At 58.8% G+C, this 21274-nt stretch carries 18 protein-coding genes and 5 tRNA genes; 2 read left to right on the plus strand and 21 right to left on the minus strand.

The features are described 5' to 3' along the window. Positions 1 to 16 precede the first annotated feature (16 nt). The 5 genes from ACQQ92_RS04610 to pstB all read right to left on the minus strand — a co-directional run bounded on the left by ACQQ92_RS04610 (position 17) and on the right by pstB (position 4482). Positions 17 to 553, minus strand: a complete 537-nt coding sequence (locus ACQQ92_RS04610; protein ID WP_427794314.1) for a GNAT family N-acetyltransferase — start codon at positions 551 to 553, stop codon at positions 17 to 19. Between the two features lie 2 nt (positions 554 to 555). After that, entirely contained in the window at positions 556 to 1209 is a 654-nt protein-coding gene (locus tag ACQQ92_RS04615; protein ID WP_427795908.1) for a YveK family protein, read from the minus strand. A 176-nt stretch (positions 1210 to 1385) separates the two neighbouring features. Further along, positions 1386 to 2810, minus strand: coding sequence for a sensor histidine kinase (locus tag ACQQ92_RS04620; protein WP_427795909.1), 1425 nt, complete (start codon positions 2808 to 2810; stop codon positions 1386 to 1388). A 3-nt stretch (positions 2811 to 2813) separates the two neighbouring features. Next, a complete protein-coding gene (locus ACQQ92_RS04625) occupies positions 2814 to 3542 on the minus strand; it encodes a response regulator transcription factor (protein ID WP_154517679.1) in 729 nt (242 codons plus the stop codon). 64 nt (positions 3543 to 3606) lie between these two features. Further along, positions 3607 to 4482, minus strand: a complete 876-nt coding sequence (pstB, locus tag ACQQ92_RS04630) for a phosphate ABC transporter ATP-binding protein PstB (RefSeq protein WP_154517678.1) — start codon at positions 4480 to 4482, stop codon at positions 3607 to 3609. A 251-nt stretch (positions 4483 to 4733) separates the two neighbouring features. Here pstB and ACQQ92_RS04635 point away from each other — a divergent pair, with 251 nt between their 5' ends. Further along, on the plus strand, positions 4734 to 6074 hold the full coding sequence (locus tag ACQQ92_RS04635) for a D-alanyl-D-alanine carboxypeptidase family protein (protein ID WP_427795910.1): 1341 nt from the start codon (positions 4734 to 4736) through the stop codon (positions 6072 to 6074). A gap of 323 nt (positions 6075 to 6397) precedes the next feature. Here the strand turns inward: ACQQ92_RS04635 and ACQQ92_RS04640 are convergent. The 6 genes from ACQQ92_RS04640 to serS all read right to left on the minus strand — a co-directional run bounded on the left by ACQQ92_RS04640 (position 6398) and on the right by serS (position 11822). Beyond that, positions 6398 to 6488 (minus strand) — tRNA-Ser (locus tag ACQQ92_RS04640). Between the two features lie 96 nt (positions 6489 to 6584). Next, a complete protein-coding gene (locus tag ACQQ92_RS04645; protein WP_427795911.1) occupies positions 6585 to 8771 on the minus strand; it encodes a tetratricopeptide repeat protein in 2187 nt (728 codons plus the stop codon). 635 nt (positions 8772 to 9406) lie between these two features. Next, positions 9407 to 9483: transfer RNA gene (locus ACQQ92_RS04650), tRNA-Arg, on the minus strand. Between the two features lie 353 nt (positions 9484 to 9836). Further along, positions 9837 to 9913: transfer RNA gene (locus tag ACQQ92_RS04655), tRNA-Arg, on the minus strand. Positions 9914 to 9987: 74 nt separating this feature from the next. Then, a complete protein-coding gene (locus ACQQ92_RS04660; protein ID WP_154517675.1) occupies positions 9988 to 10365 on the minus strand; it encodes a hypothetical protein in 378 nt (125 codons plus the stop codon). Positions 10366 to 10538: 173 nt separating this feature from the next. Continuing rightward, a complete protein-coding gene (gene serS / locus ACQQ92_RS04665) occupies positions 10539 to 11822 on the minus strand; it encodes a serine--tRNA ligase (protein ID WP_427729163.1) in 1284 nt (427 codons plus the stop codon). 111 nt (positions 11823 to 11933) lie between these two features. On the opposite strand from serS, the gene ACQQ92_RS04670 reads away from it, so the two are divergent. Next, positions 11934 to 12107 carry a DUF6724 family protein gene (locus tag ACQQ92_RS04670; protein WP_195838594.1) on the plus strand — a complete coding sequence of 58 codons (174 nt, stop codon included), beginning with the start codon at positions 11934 to 11936 and terminating at the stop codon, positions 12105 to 12107. 156 nt (positions 12108 to 12263) lie between these two features. Here the strand turns inward: ACQQ92_RS04670 and proC are convergent, their stop codons facing one another. From proC to ACQQ92_RS04720, 10 genes are all read right to left on the minus strand, one after another. Then, positions 12264 to 13034, minus strand: coding sequence for a pyrroline-5-carboxylate reductase (gene proC, locus ACQQ92_RS04675; protein WP_427795912.1), 771 nt, complete (start codon positions 13032 to 13034; stop codon positions 12264 to 12266). A gap of 73 nt (positions 13035 to 13107) precedes the next feature. Further along, complete coding sequence (gene rlmH / locus ACQQ92_RS04680; RefSeq protein WP_370450649.1) at positions 13108 to 13578, minus strand: 23S rRNA (pseudouridine(1915)-N(3))-methyltransferase RlmH; 471 nt, start codon at positions 13576 to 13578, stop codon at positions 13108 to 13110. Positions 13579 to 13584: 6 nt separating this feature from the next. Then, on the minus strand, positions 13585 to 14523 hold the full coding sequence (locus ACQQ92_RS04685; protein WP_117848150.1) for an SPFH domain-containing protein: 939 nt from the start codon (positions 14521 to 14523) through the stop codon (positions 13585 to 13587). A gap of 307 nt (positions 14524 to 14830) precedes the next feature. Beyond that, a tRNA-Leu gene (locus ACQQ92_RS04690) sits at positions 14831 to 14917 on the minus strand. Positions 14918 to 14960: 43 nt separating this feature from the next. Then, positions 14961 to 15878: a TatD family hydrolase gene (locus tag ACQQ92_RS04695; RefSeq protein ID WP_427795913.1), complete on the minus strand. Its 918-nt coding sequence runs from the start codon at positions 15876 to 15878 to the stop codon at positions 14961 to 14963. Beyond that, positions 15868 to 16728: a 16S rRNA (adenine(1518)-N(6)/adenine(1519)-N(6))-dimethyltransferase RsmA gene (gene rsmA, locus ACQQ92_RS04700; protein ID WP_427794306.1), complete on the minus strand. Its 861-nt coding sequence runs from the start codon at positions 16726 to 16728 to the stop codon at positions 15868 to 15870. The genes ACQQ92_RS04695 and rsmA overlap by 11 nt, the downstream gene beginning before the upstream one ends. Positions 16729 to 16835: 107 nt before the next feature. Next, positions 16836 to 18437 carry a methionine--tRNA ligase gene (gene metG, locus ACQQ92_RS04705; protein ID WP_154517665.1) on the minus strand — a complete coding sequence of 534 codons (1602 nt, stop codon included), beginning with the start codon at positions 18435 to 18437 and terminating at the stop codon, positions 16836 to 16838. A gap of 69 nt (positions 18438 to 18506) precedes the next feature. Beyond that, positions 18507 to 19385, minus strand: a complete 879-nt coding sequence (rsmI, locus tag ACQQ92_RS04710; protein ID WP_427794305.1) for a 16S rRNA (cytidine(1402)-2'-O)-methyltransferase — start codon at positions 19383 to 19385, stop codon at positions 18507 to 18509. Between the two features lie 6 nt (positions 19386 to 19391). Then, positions 19392 to 20453, minus strand: a complete 1062-nt coding sequence (locus ACQQ92_RS04715; protein WP_427794304.1) for a glycoside hydrolase family 5 protein — start codon at positions 20451 to 20453, stop codon at positions 19392 to 19394. 603 nt (positions 20454 to 21056) lie between these two features. Beyond that, positions 21057 to 21129, minus strand: a tRNA-Phe gene (locus ACQQ92_RS04720). Positions 21130 to 21274: the final 145 nt, after the last annotated feature.

The raw sequence follows: 21274 nt of genomic DNA on the forward strand, positions 1-21274 counted from the left end.
CAGAAAAGGAACGTCCCTATCTGCCATCTACGCGCTTGGCCATCCAGGCATGGGGCTGGCCCTCGTCTTCGTAGTCAACCGGGGCAATTTGTGTGTAGCCAGCCTTTTCATAGAGCGGCAACACGTATTCCTGCGCGTGCAGCTTAATTAGTCTAGCGCCAGCATCGCGTGCGCATGTATCGCTGGCCTCGACGATCGCGCTTGCCAATCCGCGACGACGCATAGCCGGCAGCACGGCGACGCGCCCCATAATGTAGGTCTCCCCCGCGGCGACGCCTTCGTCCAAGTCGCACGCCGGTGGCACCGGAGCCTCCGCATCTGCCGCGCGCTCCAGCTCCTCGGGAAACACGCGCGAGCAGCCGGTGAGTTGGCCATCCACATACAGCGTCACATGGATGCAGCCCGGGTCCTCGTCAATCTGGTCAAACTCGTTTTCATAGCCTTGTTCGTCCATAAAAACGGCGCGGCGCACCAGCGCCGCGTCCTCAAAGCAACCTGTCTTAAGTTGGATATCCAAGGCGGCCCCTTTATCGGTGTTCTTCGCCTTAGCCATGCCTATTTACCACCTTTCATAGCCGGAATTCGGCCAACAACGGGAATACCCAGGAGCTCTTCTGCCTCTTCGGCACCGCAGATACGCATGTTGAGTATATCTGCCAAAACAACGTAGGCAATTGCGATAAAGACGCCGGCAAGGAACGCAACGGCAACATACAGCAAGCGCTTGGGGCCGCTCGGAGACTCAGGGGTCTTGGCTTCATCGACCACGTTAATGCTCTGGGCGGCGCCAACATTCTGAGCAACCGTGCTTACCGAGTTGGCCATTGCCCTTGCAACCTTGGCCGTCTCCTTGGCATCGGTACCCGTCACCGAAAGCGTAATGACGCGCGTCGTGGTCTCGAACGAAACGGCAATCTTGTAATCATCCAAATCGGAAAGGCCCAGATCCTTGGCAGCACCGCTCTTAACGCTATTGCTGTCGAGCAGCGTGGCGATATCGTTGGAAAGCATCTGGCTCGCCGAAAGGTCGTTATAGCTCATCTGACCGCCGTCGGTCTTAGCGAGAATGTACATGCTCGTCGTGGCGGTGTAGGTATTGTCCATCATGGCAAAGGACGCGATACCCATGACGATCGCACAGACCACCGGAAGGGTAATGACCAGCTTGAGATGCTTTTTAAGCAGCTGGAACAATTCGAGAAGGGCCATGCAGCGTGCCTTTCAGTTCCCGAGTTCGTATTGACAAAACTGTCCATTTGTTATCGCATATTTTCCCATGTCCAAACTCTATACATAAGCTACAGCGCTTATAACAATCTTGCGCAACAATAACGCCGCACCGGCAACCCCGATGCGGCGTTTACATCAAGGCCAGCGGCCAAGCGCTATGCAAACGGCTCTTTCTGCTGTGCGGGAAACGTCACCGTGATGGTTGTCCCCACTCCCGGCTCACTCGACAGGTCGATATTGGCATGATGGTACAGAGCGGCGTGTTTGACGATCGCCAAACCCAGGCCGGTTCCGCCACGCGCCTTAGAACGACTCTTGTCCACGCGATAAAAACGCTCGAACACTTTACCCTGCTCCTCGGGCGCAATACCGATACCCGTATCGGCAACAGACAGGTACGGATGACCCTCGTCATTGGTCCCGCAGCGCAGCGTGACCGTACCGCCAGGTCGGTTGTAGCGAATGGCGTTGCTTGCAAGGTTGTAGATCAGCTCGTCAATCAGGCGCGGCACGCCTTCGATCACCATGGGCTTCGTCTCGTGCCCAATGGTCACATTCGACTGCCGGGCAACTTGCTCAAGACGCTGTTCCACCGTCAAAATGGCGCGAGAGAGCTCGATGGGTTCTGTGGACCCAATGGGCACCGCCTCGCCCTCGGATGCTCGCTCCGCCTCGTCCAAGTTGGAAAGCGTAAGAATGTCGTTGACGAGCGCTGCCAGGCGGCCCGCCTCGCGATAGATGCGGCCACCAAAGTTGCACAAGTCGTCCTCGCCCTCAACCATGCCGTTTGCAATAAGCTCGGCATAGCCCGAAATCGCGGTAAGCGGGGTCTTGAGCTCATGGGTGATATTGGCCGTGAACTCGCGGCGCATTCGGTCGTTGTCCGCTAGCACCGCCATTTGGCGCTTGAGTTCCTGGCGCTGCGACTCGATACGCTCAAGCATGGGGACCATCTCGGCATAGGCGTGCTCATAGCTACGGCGTGGGTGGTCCAAATCCACCTCTTGCAACGGCGCGATGATTGCACGGGACTCGCGGCGCGCCATAAAAAACGAGAGCATTGCACCCGCTGCTGCGATAAGCAGCATCGGCGCCACCATCGACAGCAAAATCGCCGCAACGCCAGGCTGGGCTTGCGCCAAGCGGACAACCTGGCCGTTATCAAGGGCGACGGCGCGATACAGCATAATCTCGTCGAGCGTAGAGCTTGCGCGCTCCGCGGAACCCAAACCACTCTCAAAGGCCTCGATGACCTCGGGGCGATCGCCATGGTTGGGCAGTGAGGAAGGCGACGCCTCGTTGTCGTAGGCAACCGATCCATCCTTGTTAATCAGCGTGATGCGCAAGTCCTCGCGATCGAGGCTACGCAAGAACGGGATGGGCTCCTGCTGTTCGTCGAGGGCGGCAGCAATGAGCTCGGTTTCCTGCGCCAGATTGGCACTCGTGGCATCCGCCAAGGTGTTTTGCACAAAGAACGCACCCAGCACCGTAAACGCCACGATAACCGCCATGGCGCAAACAAAGATCGTCACAAAAACGCGGTGCGACAGCGTATGTTTTCCCTGGGGGGTGAAGACCACGGGTTACTCCTCCGATGCGGTGGCCGCGGTGTCGTCACCTTCGGCACCGTCACCGGCAGAAGGCTCGGCCAAGCGGTAGCCCACGCCGCGCACGGTCTCGATGGCACTGGCATGCTCGCCCAGTTTTTGGCGAAGCGTCTGCACGTGCACGTCAACGGTGCGCGAACCGCCGTCGAAATCCCAACCCCACACGCTCTGCAGCAACGACTCACGGGTAAAGACCACGCCGGGCTTGCGCATGAGGTACTCGAGCAGGTCGAACTCACGCAGGGTGAGCTTAAGCGGCTCGCCGGCAACGGTCACCTCGCGATGGCTGGGCGAAAGCACGATATCGCCCACGCTGAGCACATCGCTCGCCTGCTTGACCATGCCGCCGCGACGCAGCAGTGCGCGGCAGCGGCTCGCAAGCTCCATGAGCGAAAACGGCTTAGTCAGGTAATCGTCGGCACCGCCATCGAGCGCCATCACCTTGTCGAGCTCGGTATCCTTGGCGGTAAGCATCATGATGGGCACCGTCTCCGTCAGGCGATCGGCACGCAGGCGACGCATAATCGCCAAGCCATCGGTATCGGGCAGCATGATATCGAGCAGCACGGCATCGGGCACCCGTCGCGCCACGGCAGCCTTAAACTCACCGTCGCACGAAAAGCCTTCGGCCTCGATCCCCTGCTTGCGCAGTGCATAGACCGTCAAATCCCTGATGTTGTCATCGTCCTCGACGTAATAGATCATGTTGAACCCCTTTGCGGCCGGCATGACCGCATCTTAATCCTAAAGGTACCTTTACTAGATGGTATCAGCCAAAACGTCCCGTCAAGTAATCCGCCGTACGCGGGTCAGTAGGATTTTTGAAAAGCTGAGCGGTGGGCGCGTGCTCCACCAACTCACCTAGCAAGAAAAACGCGACGGAATCGGATATGCGCGCCGCCTGCTGCATATTGTGTGTAACGACCACGAGCGTGCAGGTCTCTTTGAGCTCGCAGGCCAGCTGCTCCACCACGAGCGTCGACACGGGGTCGAGCGCCGAGGTCGGCTCGTCCATCAGCAGAATATCGGGCCGCACGGCAAGCGCACGGGCGATGCACAAACGTTGCTGCTGTCCGCCCGAAAGCCCCAGACCAGACTCCTTGAGTTTGTCCTTGACTTCGTCCCACAGGGCAGCGCGGCGCAGGGAATCCTCGACCAGCTCATCCAGCACAGCGCGATCGCGCACACCCATACCGCGGGGGCCATAGGCGACGTTGTCGTAGATGCTCATGGGAAACGGGTTGGGGCGCTGGAACACCATGCCCACGCGCTGACGAAGGCGGCAGATGTCGTAATCGCCCAGGATATCTTGACCATCGAGCGCAATCTTGCCCTCGATGCGGCAGTCCTTGATGCCGTCGTTCATGCGGTTAAAGCAACGCAGCAACGTCGACTTGCCGCAGCCCGAAGGACCGATAAACGAGGTAATCTGCTTGTCGCGGATCTTGATGGACACATCCTTAAGCGCGTGGTGATCGCCATAGAACAGGTCGAGGCCCTCGACATCGATGCGCGTCGGCGAGGCGGCAAGGTCCTCTGCCGTGGGGCGAGTCGCATCCCCAACTTCGCGCTCATGCGCGGCCTCGGCCTGCGCTTCCATTAGCTCCTCGAGCTCCGTGGGCCCCACAGCCGCAGCAGCCGTCATACCGCATACCTCCACATCGATATCAAATCAGCAGTATCGATAGTAAAAATCGCAGCTCATATATGCGTGAGGGTATTGTCAAGTATTTGTAAGGACCTCCTCGATACGCGACGGGCAATCATATCGACCGTGCACACCCAAGCGTCCGCTCAGACACGAAGATAAACCTTACGCGCCAAACCCCAAGCGGCACAGCCGGTAAACGATATACTCTAGAGCCAAAGGAGACCATCCCGTCGAAAGCGAAATCAGTGAAGCATCTTACCCCTCTTGTAAAGCGTTCCGCGCAGCTGACCGTTGGCCTTGCCTGCGCCGTCGCCCTTGTCGCCGGTATTCCGTCCGTCGCCGGCGCCCAAGTGCTCACGACCGATAACATCTGCGGCAAAGCCGCCGATGCACGCGGCATTGCAGCCGAAGACCTGCCCGATATCGATGCCTCCAATGCGTTTGTCATGGGTAAAAACGGCACCGTCTACTATGCCCGTAGCGCTGACGAGCAAGTCAAAATCGCCTCGATCACCAAGGTCATGACTGCAATCCTCGCGGTCGAGAACTGCAAAATGGACGAGAAAATCACCGTGAGCAACGCGGCGGCAGCCGTAGGCAACTCGACCGCGGGACTCCTCGAAGGCGACGAGCTCACCGTCGAGCAAGCGCTGCGCGGCCTGATGATCCCCTCAGGCAACGACGCCGCCATCGCGCTTGCCGAACACGTGGGCAAAAAACTTGACCCCAAGACCAAAGATGCCGTCGCTACGTTTGTAAAAGCCATGAACGAGCGGGCCAAGAAGCTCGGCTGCACGGGAACGCTCTTCGAAAACCCGCACGGGCTGGATTTTGACGAATGGGCCGGCGATATGCATTCAACCGCACACGATGTGGCATTGATGATGCAAGAGGCCATGAAGGACGACACGATTCGCGAAGTCATGGCGATCAAAGATCCCTGGATCGAAGTGACGGGCGCCGACGGCTCCGATCATTCGCATTCCATGGATACGCACAATGTTTTATTGGACCAAGACGGCAATATCGGCGGTAAGACCGGCACCACCGACGATGCCGGATACTGCTTTGCAAGCGCCTACAATCGCGATGGCGACGAGATCTATACCGTTGTCTTGAACTCCAGCACCACCGACCAGCGTTTTGCCGATACGGCTACACTTGCTAGTTGGTATTACGACCACAAGGTAACGGTCGAAATCGCCAATACGCAAAAGAAGACCGCCAACGGAAATCCGCTGATGGCACGTGTCAGTCAAACCGACTGGACAGACAAAACGATCGACGCCACGCTTGCCGACCCCACCGCGCAGGCAACGGTGTTCTCACTCGCCGGCGAAGTGACCGAAAAGGTTAGCTACGATGACCTTTCGGGCACGGTGCATGTTGGCGATAAGGTGGGCAGCGTTACGCTTAAGCAGGACGGCACCAAGATTGCCGTCATGGACCTGGTTGCCGACGAGGAAGGAACGGGGCCCAATCCCATCGAGTGGCTGCTCGTGAAGCTCGACCGCCTGGGCCGCCGCATCGACAACCGCCCGCTCACAGCCGAGAGCGAGACCGTAGCCAAGGCTCCTGAGGTGTAGGGCCAAAGCGTTATCACATCGAACCAAATGAGGCGTCCAACGGGGCGCCTCATTTTTTGAGGTTTCGAATCCCCAGCTAACGTTCTCCATACCAAAAAGGGCCCCTTACGGAGCCCTTCTTCAAATTCGTACTGGCGGAGAGCTGGGGATGTCCGGGCATGCTGCGCATGCCCTCCGGCTTCAAAGCCTGGCGGCTTTTCGCCCACGGGCTACAAACGCTTTCGCGTTTGCTTAACGCCCGTGCCCTCTCGGGTTCGAATCCCCAGTTAACATTCTTCTAATCAAAAAAGGGCCCCAAATGGGACCCTTCTTTCAAGTCATACTGGCGGAGAGCTGGGGATTCGAACCCCAGATGCCCTTTTGGGGCATACTCGCTTAGCAGGCGAGCACCTTCGGCCTCTCGGTCAGCTCTCCGTAACAGCCGTTCCATAGTAACCAAACACTCGAATCCGGGCAAGGGGAAATTTTGATAATTGGCCGGCAGGCTTTCCTCCCCCATAAATCAAACCCCTACCCCAACGAGCGGCTGAGGGAGCCGAGCTCATCGTTTCCCATCGTGCGCCACATTTGGAAGATGCAGACGCGTGCCAGGAAAAAGAAACCGTTATCGACCAGCTGCACAGCAGCGTCTGCCAGCTGGTTGGACACGGCGGGCACCGGCGGCAGTTCGAGCCCCGCCTTACTGATGGTCTCAACCGCTTCCTCGAACGTCGGTGGCTCATTGACACCAATCTCGTTCATAAGGCCCTGCATTTCCTCCAGTGCGTTGCCACCCGACTCCTCACCGCGCGGTACCAAGCGGTAGCACGCCAACGCCAGCTCGAGCTGATCGCAGTTCCAGTAGGCAAACGCTAGGCGATAGAACAGGTAGCCGATTGAGGAACGGTCACTGGCAATGCGCAGGCCGTGGCGCGCCACCTCAATGACCTCGTCATAGCGCTCCAGACGCGCCAGCACGTTGATGAGTGCAAAGTGTGATTGCATGGATGAGCGCGCCAGATCGTAAAGATGACGCACCTCGGGCAATGCCCGCTCAAAATCCTCCTGATCGGCGTAAAAGCTGCAAATCTCATGCTGGGCAAAGTACAGCGCATCGGGAGCGCGCAAAATACGAACGGAGCGGTCTTCCTCCATTACCGGCAGCACCATACGCACCAGTTGGTTGTCGCAGAACAGCGTCTGGACCGGTCCTGTCGCCAAAAGCTCGGCAACGGCGCACTTGGCCTCCAGCTCCTCAACAAGACGGGAAAAGCCCTCAAACGCACCCGCGCGGTCGACTTTTGCCCGCTCGCGCAACTCAGCGACGCGCGCCACATACGGGTCATCGCCCTCCTCCATAACCTCAAGCTCATCAGCCGTATCGGCAAGCAGCAGGTCGCGCAACGCCGGCGGCAGCGAACGGTGGTCGTCACGCGGGCGAGCATGAACCTCAGCGGGCTCAATCGCATCCGGCGCGGCCGACTCATATGCCTCAAGCATGCGCTTGCACGGCATATCATCCATATCCATGCTTTCAAAATTCTTAGCGGCGGGAACGCAATTGGCCAGATAGGCCGCACGCCCAAAGGAATATGTTGCAATGACGCGCTCGCCCTGCTCGCCATCGGGAGCCGCAATCTGAACGTAGCAGCGCGTAATGCTGGCACCGGCAGCAAAACAAGCCGCTGCCAGCGTGAGCGCCACGCGCGCGTCGTGCTCCGCGGCCCAAATCGCACGTACGTCCTCGTCCAACTCACGCCAGACGTCATCCTGGGCGTCGTATTCACGTTGGGGCATGGCATCCACGACCGAGCGCCCAAACCGAACGAGCATAATCCCCTCGGCAACGTTTGCCCGATAGGTATAGTCAAGCCGCGAGACAACGTTGAGGGCTTCGACCGCGCGCGCAAAACGGGTGCGCACGTCCCACTCACCGCCTGGCTGGCAAGCTACCGTACCCGGTTTGCCCCACGGGTTGTCACTCGAGGCCGTATCGAGCAGTCGGGGAACATCGTTGGTCGTCTTGGCGATATGCCACGCGTCAAAGAGCGCGCAGCCCTCAAGGCTCGGCGAGGATGCCGCAGGGGCCAATCCGGCCCCGATGCGCTCAAGGATGCCGGAGAGGCGGTTAAGACGACACTCGATAGCAAGCAGCATGTCAATCTCGTCCTGGTCCAGCAGGCTACGATCAAAATTGAGATAGAACAGCTTTGAGCGGTCGATACGCGCTAGGCCCATCTCGGACTTGGCAGCGATGGTGCGCAGTCGGGGCAAATCGACCTCGCTCATAAGGGCGGCGGCATAACGCTCGATACCGCTCGGATTATCGGCATGGTCAACGCGGTAGAGCAGCGTCTCGATAGCATCGGGGAGCGGTGCCGTGTTAAAGCCCAAAAACACCTCGACCGGCTCGGGCAACTTTACGAGTTTGATCTTGTTGGCGGTGTTTTTTATACCCTCATCGAGCTCGTCGGCAGGTACCGTGTTCGCAAGAGCGTTTTCGGGGTCGGCAAATATCACGTAGCGCAAGAACATCGAGGCCATAAACTCGCCATAAGGGAGAGCACGGCTCGAATTCCATGTCTCGTGGTCGGACTGCTCACGCATGGGCCCTTTGGGAGAGCCGACCGTTCGCGCGCAAGCGCGCATTGCACCGTTGGCTCCCCGCACCAAAATCTCGCCAACACTGGAATCGGACTCGTCAAGGACCAATTTCATGTCGGGGTTCTTGGGCAATGGCACTTTCTGAACAGGGCCGTCAATCTTATAGACCTCACCTGACACGCTCACGTAGCCCAAAAGCGATATGTGGCTTTTGCCTACGAATTCGACGACGTAGCAAGACTCTTTAGGATCCTCGCCAAAAACTTTCCAGACAACACCATACGAGCGCCCCGCGGGTTGCTCTGGCATCGATGGAAAACGCTTTTTGGGGTCGAGAAACCTGAGCTTGTATGTCGGACGCTCTGCCACGAAATATCACCCTGATCGGTCGTCTAGCGAAGGAGTGGTCGCGGATGGACCGCGACATCTACTCGGAATCTTACACGAGTCGATAAGAAATAGTCTCCCGCGGGCGGAGGCGCACGATTCCAGTCGAGTGTCTGGGGTCGAATGGCGGCGTAAAAGAAAAGCCCCCGTTGCCGGGAGCTTTAAAGTCAATTGGTGCGGCGTATAGGATTCCGCGCATCCGCTTCGCGGATCCGCACCGGCTTCGCCCGCCTGCCGGCGCGCTCGCCCGCTCGCTAAAAACGCTCCGCGTTTTCTTTACGCTCGCGCCTCGACCGAGGTTCGAATCCATGCATGGCTTCCAAAAAAGAAAAGCCCCCGTTGCCGGGAGCTTTAAAGTCAATTGGTGCGGCGTATAGGATTCGAACCTATGACGTTCTGATTCGTAGTCAGACCCTCTATCCAGCTGAGGTAACGCCGCAACGCACGGATTATTATGCACGCGAGGCCCCGACGGGTCAAGCGACAATTTGAAAAAATTTTACGATGTGGTGATTATGCTGCTCGCGCCTCGACCGAGGTTCGAATCCATGCATGGCTTCCAAAAAAGAAAAGCCCCCGTTGCCGGAGGCTTCAAGTCCGATTGGTGCGGCGTATAGGATTCCGCGCATCCGCTTCGCGGATCCGCACCGGCTTCGCCCGCCTGCCGGCGCGCTCGCCCGCTCGCTAAAAACGCTCCGCGTTTTCTTTACGCTCGCGCCTCGACCGAGGTTCGAATCCATGCATGGCTTCCAAAAAAGAAAAGCCCCCGTTGCCGGAGGCTTTAAGTTCGATTGGTGCGGCGTATAGGATTCGAACCTATGACGTTCTGATTCGTAGTCAGACCCTCTATCCAGCTGAGGTAACGCCGCAGCGCAAGACATATGAAACCATTTTAGTTAATTGGAGTCAAGCACAATCTTGATTTTTTTCTAGACCATTTTCCTCATGCAGCTCCGCATGTATCACCGTTTCCCATACGATCGATCGGCTTTTCAACCACATCGAACCCAACACCGAGATCCCTCAATAGCGAGCGCACCCGCTGGGCGCAATCATACTCGGCAAACGAGATACTCAGCATGCGTGCCACCTGGTTAGAAGTCCCGACTCCATAGAACCGTTCGAGTGTTGCAAGCCCTTCGTGCGTCACAAAGGTCTCAACTACATGTGGCGACTCCTCAAAGCACCATTGGGTCAACGGACCCTCACTCGTTTGCCTCACCACCAAGCCACCCATACCCGATGGCTCACACGTAACTAGCAGGTGCTCCCCACCTTCATCGCTCTCAAACAAAACTACCCGCTCATCAAACAGGTCCATCACATCCCCCTTCTCTCGCTCGTATCTAGTAAAAGCATAGCAGGTAGACGACCGTATACAGAACACTTGTTCGTGTATTTTCTATTGAGCTGTCCGCGCGACATGGTAAGGCTCCGAGCACAAAAAAGGCGCCCCGGATAGGGGCGCCCCCGAAAATCGCTTATGCAGCAAACCTACGCGACCGGCTCGATCTTCTCGAGGCCGCCCATGTAAGGACGCAGAACCTCGGGGATCGTAATGGTGCCGTCGGCGTTCTGGTAGTTCTCCAGAATGGCGGCCATGGTGCGGCCAGCCGGTAGACCGGAACCGTTAAGGGTATGCAGGTAGCGCGAGCCCTTGAAATTCTCGGGATCGCGATACTTGATGTTGGCGCGGCGAGCCTGGAAGTCGCCGCAGTTGGAGCAGGAGCTAATCTCCTTGTAGGCGTTGTAGCTCGGCAGCCAGACCTCGATGTCGTAGGTCTGACGGGCAGAGAAGCCCAGGTCACCGGTGCACAGGCTAATCACGCGATACGGAAGACCCAGCTGCTGAAGCAGGAACTCGGCCTCAGCGGTCATGCTCTCGAGCTCCTCGTCGGACTCCTCCGGCTTGGCAAACTTGACCATCTCGACCTTGTCGAACTCGTGCTGGCGGATGATGCCGCGGGTGTCGCGACCAGCAGAGCCGGCCTCCTCGCGGAAGCAGGGGGTGAAGGCGGTGTAGCGGCGCGGCAGGGTGTCGGCATCGAGAACCTCGCCGGCGTGCAGGTTGGTAAGCACGACCTCGGCGGTGGGGATCAGGAAGTTATCGCCCGAGACATGATAGGCGTCGTCCTCGAACTTGGGCAGCTGGCCCGTGCCAAACATGGTCTGGCGCTTGACGACGATGGGCGGCCACCACTCCTTAAAACCACGGCTGGTGTGCGTATCGAGGAAGAAGTTGATGAGGGCGCGCTCCAGACGGGCGCCGGCGCCACCGAGAACGGTGAAGCGGCTACCGGAGAGCTTGTTGCCGCGCTCGAAGTCGAGGATGTCGAGGTCGGTGCCCAGATCCCAGTGCGGTTTAAAGTCGAAGTCGAACACGCGCGGGGTGCCCCAACGACGGCGCTCGATGTTCTCGTCCTCGTCCTTGCCGTACGGGGTGGCCTCGCAGGGGATGTTGGGCAGGTGAGCCATAAAGTCGTACTGCTCCTGCTCGAGAGCGGTGCGGCGCTCGGCCAGACCGTCGATCTTCTCGTTGACGGCGCGCACGGCCTCCTTGGCGGCCTCGGCCTCGTCCTTCTTGCCCTCCTTCATCAGGGCGCCGATCTTCTTGGACTCGGCATTACGCGTGGCCTGGAGCTCCTCGACCTCGGTGATGACGGCACGACGCTCATCGTCGAGCTCAAAGAACTTCTCGCGATCCCAAGACGTCTGGCGGTTAGCCATGGCGGTATCGATGGCATCGGGGTTCTCGCGAACAAACTTGATATCAAGCATTAGATCCTCCGGCGATATACATTCCATTTAGGTTGCAACCTTGTACATGTATGGGCAAGTATATACTTATGAGCGTTTACGACCCAACTCAACTACGCAAGAAGGCACCCAATGGACGCAGTTTTTTCCTTTTTGTTTGGCACCCGCACCGGTTTTGCCATCCTTTTCGCCGGCGGCATCCTGCTGTTTGCGATTCTTGCCTTTGTAATGGAGAAGCGCACCCATAAGCTCTACGTCGACCGCGGGCCCAAATCCGAAGAAGATCAAGACAGCTTCTGGGACTAACCTGCCATTTAGGGACAGGTTTATTTTGGTCGGTTTCATCTGGGCAAACGCAAACGCCCCGCAACCGGTATCAACCCGGTTGCGGGGCGCTTTTCGCTATAGAGATAAAACCGCAGGAAAAATCTGCCAAAATAAACCTGTCCCTAAATGGCAGGTTTACTGAAGGGTGGCGTCGATGGCCTTGACCAGGGCGCTGCGCATGCCGGCGTCCTCGAGCGCGACGACGCCCTTGATGGTTGCGCCGCCGGGCGAGCACACGGCATCCTTCATCGCCGCAGGATGCTGCCCAGTTGCAAGCTGCAGTTTCGCCGTACCCAGAACCATCTGGCTCACAATGCGATAGGCGTCGGCGCGCGGAATGCCGTGCTTGACGGCCGCGTCGCCCAGGGCCTCAATCGCCATGGCAACAAATGCCGGGGCGCAACCGCCCACGGTACCGCCCACAAACAGCAAGCTCGTATCGAGCTCAACGACAGTGCCAAGCTTTCCGAGCAGGTCGAGCACCACGGCACGCTGCTCGCCGTTGAGCGTAGAGGACTTCTCGCAGGCGATGACGCCCTCGCCCACCGAAACCGGTGTATTGGGGACCGTCGAGATGTGCGCGACACCCGGCAGAACCTGCTCCCACTTGACACTGTCCCAAGTCCAGGCGACCGAAAGGACGACCTTATCGGCAAGAGTATCCTTGAGCGGAGCGAAGACCTTCTCGATCATGTACGGCTTGACCGCAGCAACCACGATATCGGATACAGCGACAACCTCCGCCGCATTACGACAGGCAAGTATCCCACGCGCCTCACAGCGCTCAACCAGGGCATCGTAGCGGCCCGCGCAGGCACACATGTCGCTCGCAGCCACACCGGCGGCAATCCAGCCATCGGCCATAGCGCTCGCCATATTGCCAAAACCGACAAATCCAATCTTCATATCTCATAGTCCTCTCAGACAGGTTCTTCAAATCGAGAGCTATTGTCCCACGGCATTGTTTCGTGTTGCCGACCTATTTGTGATACGGCTCACCACGGCTAATCTTGCAGGCGCGGTAGACCTGCTCCAGCAGCACCACGCGCGCCAAGTTATGCGGCAAGGTAATGCGTCCAAAGCTGAGCATTTCGTCAGCTCGTGAGCGAACATCGTCGCTCACGCCGTCCGATCCGCCAATCACAAAGGCGATGTCGCTGTTGCCTCGCAACATAAGATCATCGAGCCGCGCCGAGAGTTCCTCACTCGAGCGCTCTTTGCCCTCAATGGCCAGCAGGATCACATGCGCTCGGGGCGGCAGGGCTGCAAGAATCGCCGCTCCCTCCTTGTCGCGCGCGGCATCCACGCCGCCCGCCTTGGCCGGGTCGATATCGGCCACCTCGCGCATATCCACCTTGGCATAGGCGCCCAGGCGCTTGGTGTACTCGGCGCAGGCATCCTTCCAAAAACGCTCTTTGAGCTTACCGACGCATACAACGGTGCACTTCACGCGCGCCTACTCCTTCGAATCGTTTTGAACTTTGCCGGCGGTCAGCATCTGCTCGAACATAGAGGCCGACTGCGAAAAGTCGCTCGGCAGCACGACCGTCGATGTTTTACCCGTGCGAGCGAACTCCGTCATCATCTCGGACCATTGCGTAAACATGAACAGCTGGTTGGCCTCATCGTTGCCGACGCCCGTCTCCTGGATAATCTCGAGCGAATCCTTGATACCCAGCGCGATGGCCTTGCGCTGGTTGGCGATGCCTTCGCCCGCCTTTTCCATTGCCTCGGCCTCGGCGGTCGCCTCGGTAACGCGCTTGATGCGGTCGGCCTCAGCGAGCTCCTGCGCAGCAGCGCGCTTACGCTGGGCGGCGTTGATGTCATTCATAGAGTTCTCGACCTCGGTCGGCAGCGCGATCTTGGTGATGAGCGTCGACACGAGGGTAAAGCCGTAGGCGGCCATCTGCTCGGATACGGTGGCGTTGACGTCCTTGGCGATGTCATCCTTCTTGGCAAAGACCTCATCAAGGGTATAGACAGGGATGGAAGAGCGCAGGGCATCGGTAATGAAGTCGCGCATCTGGTCGACGGGCTCCTGCAGCATGTAGTAGCTCTTGTAGATGCCCGAATCTGCCGGGCCGGCTCCCATGTCATAGCTCACGTGGTACTGAGCAGAGACCTCAAGGCCGATAGTCACGTTGTCCTGGGTCTTAACGTCGATCCCAAAACCGTTTTTCATGGTGCGCAGACTCACCGTGGCGGCCTTGCGGTCGATCACGGGCACCTTCATGTGGAAACCCGCGTTGACGATGCGGTTAAACTTGCCCAGGCGCTCGATGATCACAGCATGCTGCTGTTCAACGACATAGCAGGCGTTGGGAAGCAGTAGCAACAAAATGATGATGGGAAGTAGAAGGCTCGTAAGGGCAGCGATAATACCGGATAACAGCATGGTCTCTCCTCCGATGGGCACACGTTGGCACTAGGATACCCGCACAAAGCAGCCATGTGACACCATCAGGAGGCCCATAACAAAAAAAGCTCCCATTGCTGGGAGCTCTTTCAATCAATGGTGCGGGCGAAAGGACGTCCGCGTATCCGCTGCGCGGATCCGCACCGGCTTCGCCCGCCTGCCGGCGGACTCGCCAGCTCGCTAAAAACGCTCCGCGTTTTCTTGACGCTCGCTCCTTCGCAGGTTCAAGTCCCTGCGATGGGCCCATAACAAAAAAGCTCCCATTGCTGGGAGCTCTTTCAATCAATGGTGCGGGCGAAAGGACTTGAACCTTCATGGGGTTGCCCCCATACGGACCTGAACCGTACGCGTCTGCCAATTCCGCCACGCCCGCGTGCAGGAATTAGAATAACGGAGCGCCACCGTGAACGCAAGAACTATTTTTGAAAAAGTTTGCAGGCATTGTCCCACGCAGCTTGCGCAATTGTCTCTGCTTTCTCTCCAGTACGATCGACACGGTCGTTGACCAGCGCGTTTGCCGTGATGGAAATCATTGCCGGCTCACACTCAAGACCGCGAATGGGCTCCGGAGCCATATACGGGCAATCCGTCTCGAACAAAATTCGATCGAGCGGGGTTGACGCAAATGCCTCGCGCACATCATTGTTGCGCTTAAAGGTGGCCGCGCCGCCATAGGCGATATAGCAGCCCAAACCCACAAAGCGCTCCATCGTGGCGCGATCCTCGCCAAAGCAGTGCAGCACGCAACCGGCCTGAGGCACACCCACCTCGCGCAGCACGTTGTACGCATCCACATGCGAGGAGCGCTCCCCATCCGCGTCCTCGTGGCGCAGATGCAACTCCACCGGCACATTGCGGCGTACGGCAACTTCGAGCTGACGTGCCATGCAGTCAATCTGCACGCTGTGGGGCGCCGGCGCGATGTCGTCGTCGTAATCCATGTGGTAGTCCAGACCGATCTCGCCGATACCGACGCATAAGGGATCATCAATCGCAGCAACGACCTGTGCATGAATGTCATCGGTATAGTCCGGCGCGCCATAGGGGTGCACACCGGCGAGATATTTTATCTGCGGAATATCCCGCATCGGCAAGATCTCGCGCACCAGCCAGTCGCTATAGTCCGTCACGCTGCGTTTGTCGGCAATGGGATCAAAAATCGTCACCAACAGGTCGACGCCTGCAGCCTTGGCGCGCACAAGCGTCTCGGGTACTTCCTTGCCCCAAAACGAGAGCAAGTGCGCGTGCGTATCGGCAAGCGGCGCCAAGGGCACGGGGCAAGCAACCGTTTTCTTTTTCTTGGTAAACGTCACGCGCTCGTCATTAGGCATCATGGATTAGCTCCTGAGCTAGACGGACAAAATCGGCAACGCCAAGCGTCTCGGCGCGCGTGCTGGGTGCGATGCCGCAAGCCTCAAAGGCGGCATCGAGCACGTCCCTGGCAAAGCCGTTGGCGCTCATGGAATTGCGGATGGTCTTGCGACGCTGAGCAAACGCAGCGTCAATCACGCGGGCCACAAACTCACGATCAAGCCCCTCGGGCGCTACGCCGTCAACACGGTCGATGCGCACGACGGCCGAATCCACATGCGGCGCCGGCATAAAGCAGCGCGGCGGCACCTCAAAGCGACCCGTCACCTGCGCATACAGGCCGAGCTTTGCCGTATAGCCGCCGTAGGTCTTGTTGCCCGGCGTTGCGGCAATGCGATCGGCAACCTCCTTTTGAACCATGACGACGGCGCGCTTGAGCGCGGGCATCGTCTGGAAGAACTGCAGAATGATCGTCGCTGCCACGTTATAGGGCAAGTTCGCGACAAATACCGTCGGCTCACCGCCCGCGGCCTGCTCAATCTGCTCCGGGCACACCTTGAGCGCGTCGCCCATGATAAAGCGGAAGTTAGCATAGTCGGCGGCATGGGCATCGAGCACCGGCTCGAGCTCGGGATCGGCCTCAATCGACGTGACGCACGCCGCCTCCTGAAGCAGCGCAAGCGTGAGCGTTCCAACGCCCGGACCGACCTCGAGCAAGCGCTCATCGCCCGCAAGTTCGGAAAGCTCGCAAATACGCTCGATCACATGGTTGTCGATCAGGAAGTTCTGGCCCAGGCGATGCTTGGTCGCAAGGCCAAACTCCTCCAGCAGCTCCCTTGTTGCCGTGGGGTTTGCCAAAGGCGAAGTTGTCATAGTTGCCTCCTTAGCATGGTGGCGGCGTCTTGAAACAAAAGGGCATGGACCGTTGCGGCCATGCCCTTACACCTAAACAGCAGATTGCCGATATGGCGCGCGGCGTCTTAACCCAGGCGCGGGAACAGCGGCTCACCCTTCTCGACGGGCTGACCACCGGCAAGCAGACCCCAAGCGCAAATGCCCTTGAGATCGTCGCTCGCGGCCTCGTCCTCGCACGACAGGCGGCGCAGGGCCTCGGTAGAAGTCTGGGGCATGAGCGGCATCAGCAGGTGAGCGGCAATGCGGATGGCCTCGAGGAGGTTGTAGATCACAAACGCCAGCTCGTCGGCCTTGGCCTCGTCCTTGGCAAGTGCCCAGGGCTCGGAGTCCTCGATGTAGTGGTTGGCGGCGTGGATGAGCTCCATAACCTCGTCTTTGGCTCCACCGTAATCGAGCACATCCATCTTGGCCATGTAGCGCTCGGCCAGGCCATCGGCGATCTTTGCCAGCGGGTTATCGAACGCATCGAACGATGCGGGCTTGGCGGGCGCGCAACCATCAAAGTACTTACCGCTCATATTGAGCGAACGCGAGATGAGGTTGCCCCAGCTGTTAGCGAGATCGGCGTTGTAGACCTGCTCCATGCGATCGAAGCTGATAGCGCCGTCGGTGCCGGGGACCACGTCGGTCATAAAGTAGTAGCGATAACCCTCGACACCCAGCATGTCGATAACATCCTGCGGGGCAATGGCGTTGCCACGGCTCTTGGACATCTTCTCGGCCTTGCCAGTCTCGGCATTGCGCACGGTCAGGAAGCCGTGAGCAAAGACGTGCTCGGGCAGAGCCTCGCCAATGGCCATGAGCATAGCGGGCCAAATGACGCAGTGAAAGCGAATGATGTCCTTGCCCACAATGTGGAACTGCGCAGGCCAGCGATAGGCCAGCTCGGCACGGGCCTCGTCGGTGTCGACACCGTAGCCGACAGCCGTCATGTAGTTGAGCAGCGCGTCGAACCACACATAGGTCACATGGCCCTCATCGAATGGAACCTGGATGCCCCAGTCAAAGCTCGTACGGCTCACGGAAAGGTCGTTGAGGCCGCCCTCGACAAAGCTACGCACCTCGTTCATGCGGAATGCAGGCTCGACGAAATCGGGATGCTCGTCATAGAGCTTGAGCAGCTTGTCCTGGAAAGCGGAAAGCTTGAAGAAGTAGGACTCCTCCTGCACGCGCTCGAGCGGACGATGACAGTCGGGACACAGGTGCTGGCCGACGCTGCCGTATTCCTCGTCACCCTTCTGGACCTGCGTGTCGGTAAAGTAAGTCTCGTCGGGCACACAGTACCAACCGTCGTAGCTGCCCTTATACAGGTAGCCAGACTCCTTCATGCGCTCCCATAGATACTGCACCGCATGATGCTGGCGCGGCTCGGTGGTGCGGATGAAGTCGTCGTTGGAGATCTCGAGTTTGCTCCAAAGCTCCTTGAAGTGCGGAGCCTGGCTGTCGGTCCACTCCTGCGGCGTCATGCCATGCTTGGCTGCGGCCTCGGCGACCTTCTCGCCGTGCTCGTCCATGCCGGTCAGGAACTTGACGTTATAGCCGGCGGAGCGGCGATAGCGAGCCTGGACGTCGGCGATGATAGTGGAATAAGCCGTGCCCAGATGCGGATCGGCATTGACGTAGTAGATGGGCGTCGTGATAAAGAACGAAGGCTTGCTTTGATCCATGGGGTTTGTCCTCCAGAAAAACGTTGCATACAGGGGATGATTCTAACGCAAGGGCTGGATATCCTCCATCTATTGCATATTGAGCACCATGGCATAGACATCGCGCTTGCGGCGTGAATACTTCTGAGACAGGCGCTTGGCCACCGCAGAGGCGGGCTCCCCCTCCTCGAGCGCGACACGGATATCCGCGCGCAGGGCCTCATCGGGATCCGCTGCCGCTGCGCCAACCGGCACGATGCCGGCCTCCTCATCTTCACTCGGTGGCGCGATGACCAGCGCAATCTCGCCCTTTACTTCGCCGCGAGCACGCAGCCCCTCGGCAAGCTGGGCGGCGGGCCCGCGCAAGACCTCCTCGTGCAGCTTGGTGAGTTCGCGGCAGACGGCAACCTCACGCTGGGGAAAGACCTCTGCCACGGCCTCGAGCGTCGCCACGATGCGATGTGGAGACTCGTAGAAGATGAGCGCGCCAGGCACCACGGCAAGGCGCTGCAAACGGCGTACACGGTCGCCGTGTTTTCGGCCCAAAAAGCCCTCGAAGAAAAAATGCTCGCAGGGAATGCCGGACGAAACGAGCGCCGTGACGCAAGCAGAGGGCCCGGGAATAACTTCGACGGGCACATCGGCCTCACGCGCCGCCTCGACCAGCGCTTGGCCGGGATCGGACACGCTCGGCATGCCGGCATCCGAGGCAAAAGCGAGGGTCTCCCCCGCCAGCAGGCGGTCAACCAGGCCGGCGGCGCGGCTGGCGATCACATTCTCGTCACAACGGACAAGCGGCTTGAAAATGCCCAGGTGCATCAGTAGCTTTGAGGTCACGCGCGTGTCCTCGCAGCAGATCGCATCGGCGGCGGCAAACGCCTCGCCAACGCGCGGAGACAGGTCGCCCAGGTTGCCGATGGGTGTTCCGACCACATAGAGTTTGCCCGTACGGGCGCTGTTTTGCGTCATATCAACCTATTCAATCATGCCGCGCTCGAGCGTACCGAGCGCCGCGCGGGCGTCCCATGCTGCGATGCGTTTCTCGGTCTTCCACGTTTGGAAGAACCAACCGGCAGCCGGCGCAAACGAAGCCAGCTGATTGGCGATAAACACGCGCTCGTAGGCATTGCGGCCCTCGGGCGTAACCGACGAGTTGGCAAAGATCGCCGCGCCCGACCATTCGCCCACCAGCACGGGGAACCCTGTCGAAATCGCTTCTTTAAGCTCGCGCTTGTTGCGGGAAATCGCCGTCGTCAGCCCGCGGGGGCTCGTGATGTCGAGCGCATGCTCGTCGCGGTAATGGTACAGGTGAAGGTCCATGTAGACGTTCTTGTACTTGGCGCCGCGCATAAAATGCTTCCACTCGCTGGGATGTCCTGAGGACGAAAAGACGACGATCTTGTCCTCGGGCATATACGAACGGACGAGCTCGTAGGCATCGCGATAGAAATTGCGCAGGTAGTGGGCCGGAATGCCATCCGTCATGGTAAAGAGACTCTTGCGGACACTCATTCGAGGTGCATCCAGCAGCTCAATGCCCAGAAGGCTTTCGGCTTCGCCGTAGCGATCGGCCAAACGCTCCAGCACGTCGAGCGCAACGTGACGACCGTTGGTGGACGAATGCCACTCGGCAACAGCCTCCGGCGTGGTGGGCGAATCGTTGGAATCGCCCTGGCCACCGGGCACAGTCGCTAGATCGAGCAGCACGCGAATGTCGTACTTGGCAGCCCACTCAATTGCACGGTCAATGTAGTCGATAACCGAAATGTAGGACGCATCGGACTCCTGCGAGCCAAAGGCATACCAGGGCACCGGCAAACGCACGGCATTGAGACCAATCTGCGCCATACGGCGAAAATCATCTTCGCTTACGAATGTCTCATAATGGCGACGCATGCGCTCGTTATAGGCAGCAGTGCCCATGGCTTCTTGCAGTTCCGCCGCATTGGACGCACCTGTCGCCGCGTACAGCGACGGGGTCACCCAAGGCTCGGGAATAAACCAGCCAGAGAGATTAACGCCGAGTATCCTCTCCATCACGGCCCCCTTCGAATCGTGCAGGGCGAACCCGCATCGTATTGCATAGGAAAAGTATCGTTTTGAGTATACCCGCGCACACGGACAGCCGATCGAACGGTCTGCAAAGTGGCGCAAAAGTAGGAGTAATGTCTGGGCGGGCACACCCGAGATGGTACGCCAAGATGTGCACGCACGCCGAAGGCAGGCGCCGGAAGGCGCATCCCGTTTTCTTGCTCAATAATGGAATGCATTTTCCGCCAGCAGGCCCAACCGGAAAGCATGTCCCGTAATTTCACGTCATTCCGGGTCGCATTTTCCCAAGCGCCCCTAAAGCGGAAAGCGCATCCCGCTCAGGATTGAAATTCTGGGATGCGTTTTCCGCGGGTCCACATAAAAGAAAAGGACCTCTTTGCAGAGGTCCTAGTCAATTCAAGGTGGCGGGGAAGGGAATCGCGTCCGCGCGCTGCGCGGACGGACCGCTGCGGCGCTTGCGCGCCTTGCGAGCTACGCTGGCAAACGCTATCGCGTTTCCTCAGCTCCGCGCCCTCGCGGGGTTCGATTCCGTGCAGGGGCTACATAAAAGAAAAGGACCTCTTTGCAGAGGTCCTAGTCAATTCAAGGTGGCGGGGAAGGGAATCGAACCCCTGACACGAGGATTTTCAGTCCTCTGCTCTACCAACTGAGCTACCCAGCCATTTGAGGTGTGCCTTGTTTCAAGGCTTGATTAGTATAACCAAGGACGCGCTCCGGTCAACCGAGAATTTGAAAAAAGTTTTTGGACACCGCCTCGGTTCTGTAAAGCAGCACGTCAGAGACATCAACCGGCCGCAAAAAGTTTT

Source organism: Collinsella sp. SGI.241, from assembly GCF_050312955.1.
Classification (GTDB): domain Bacteria; phylum Actinomycetota; class Coriobacteriia; order Coriobacteriales; family Coriobacteriaceae; genus Collinsella.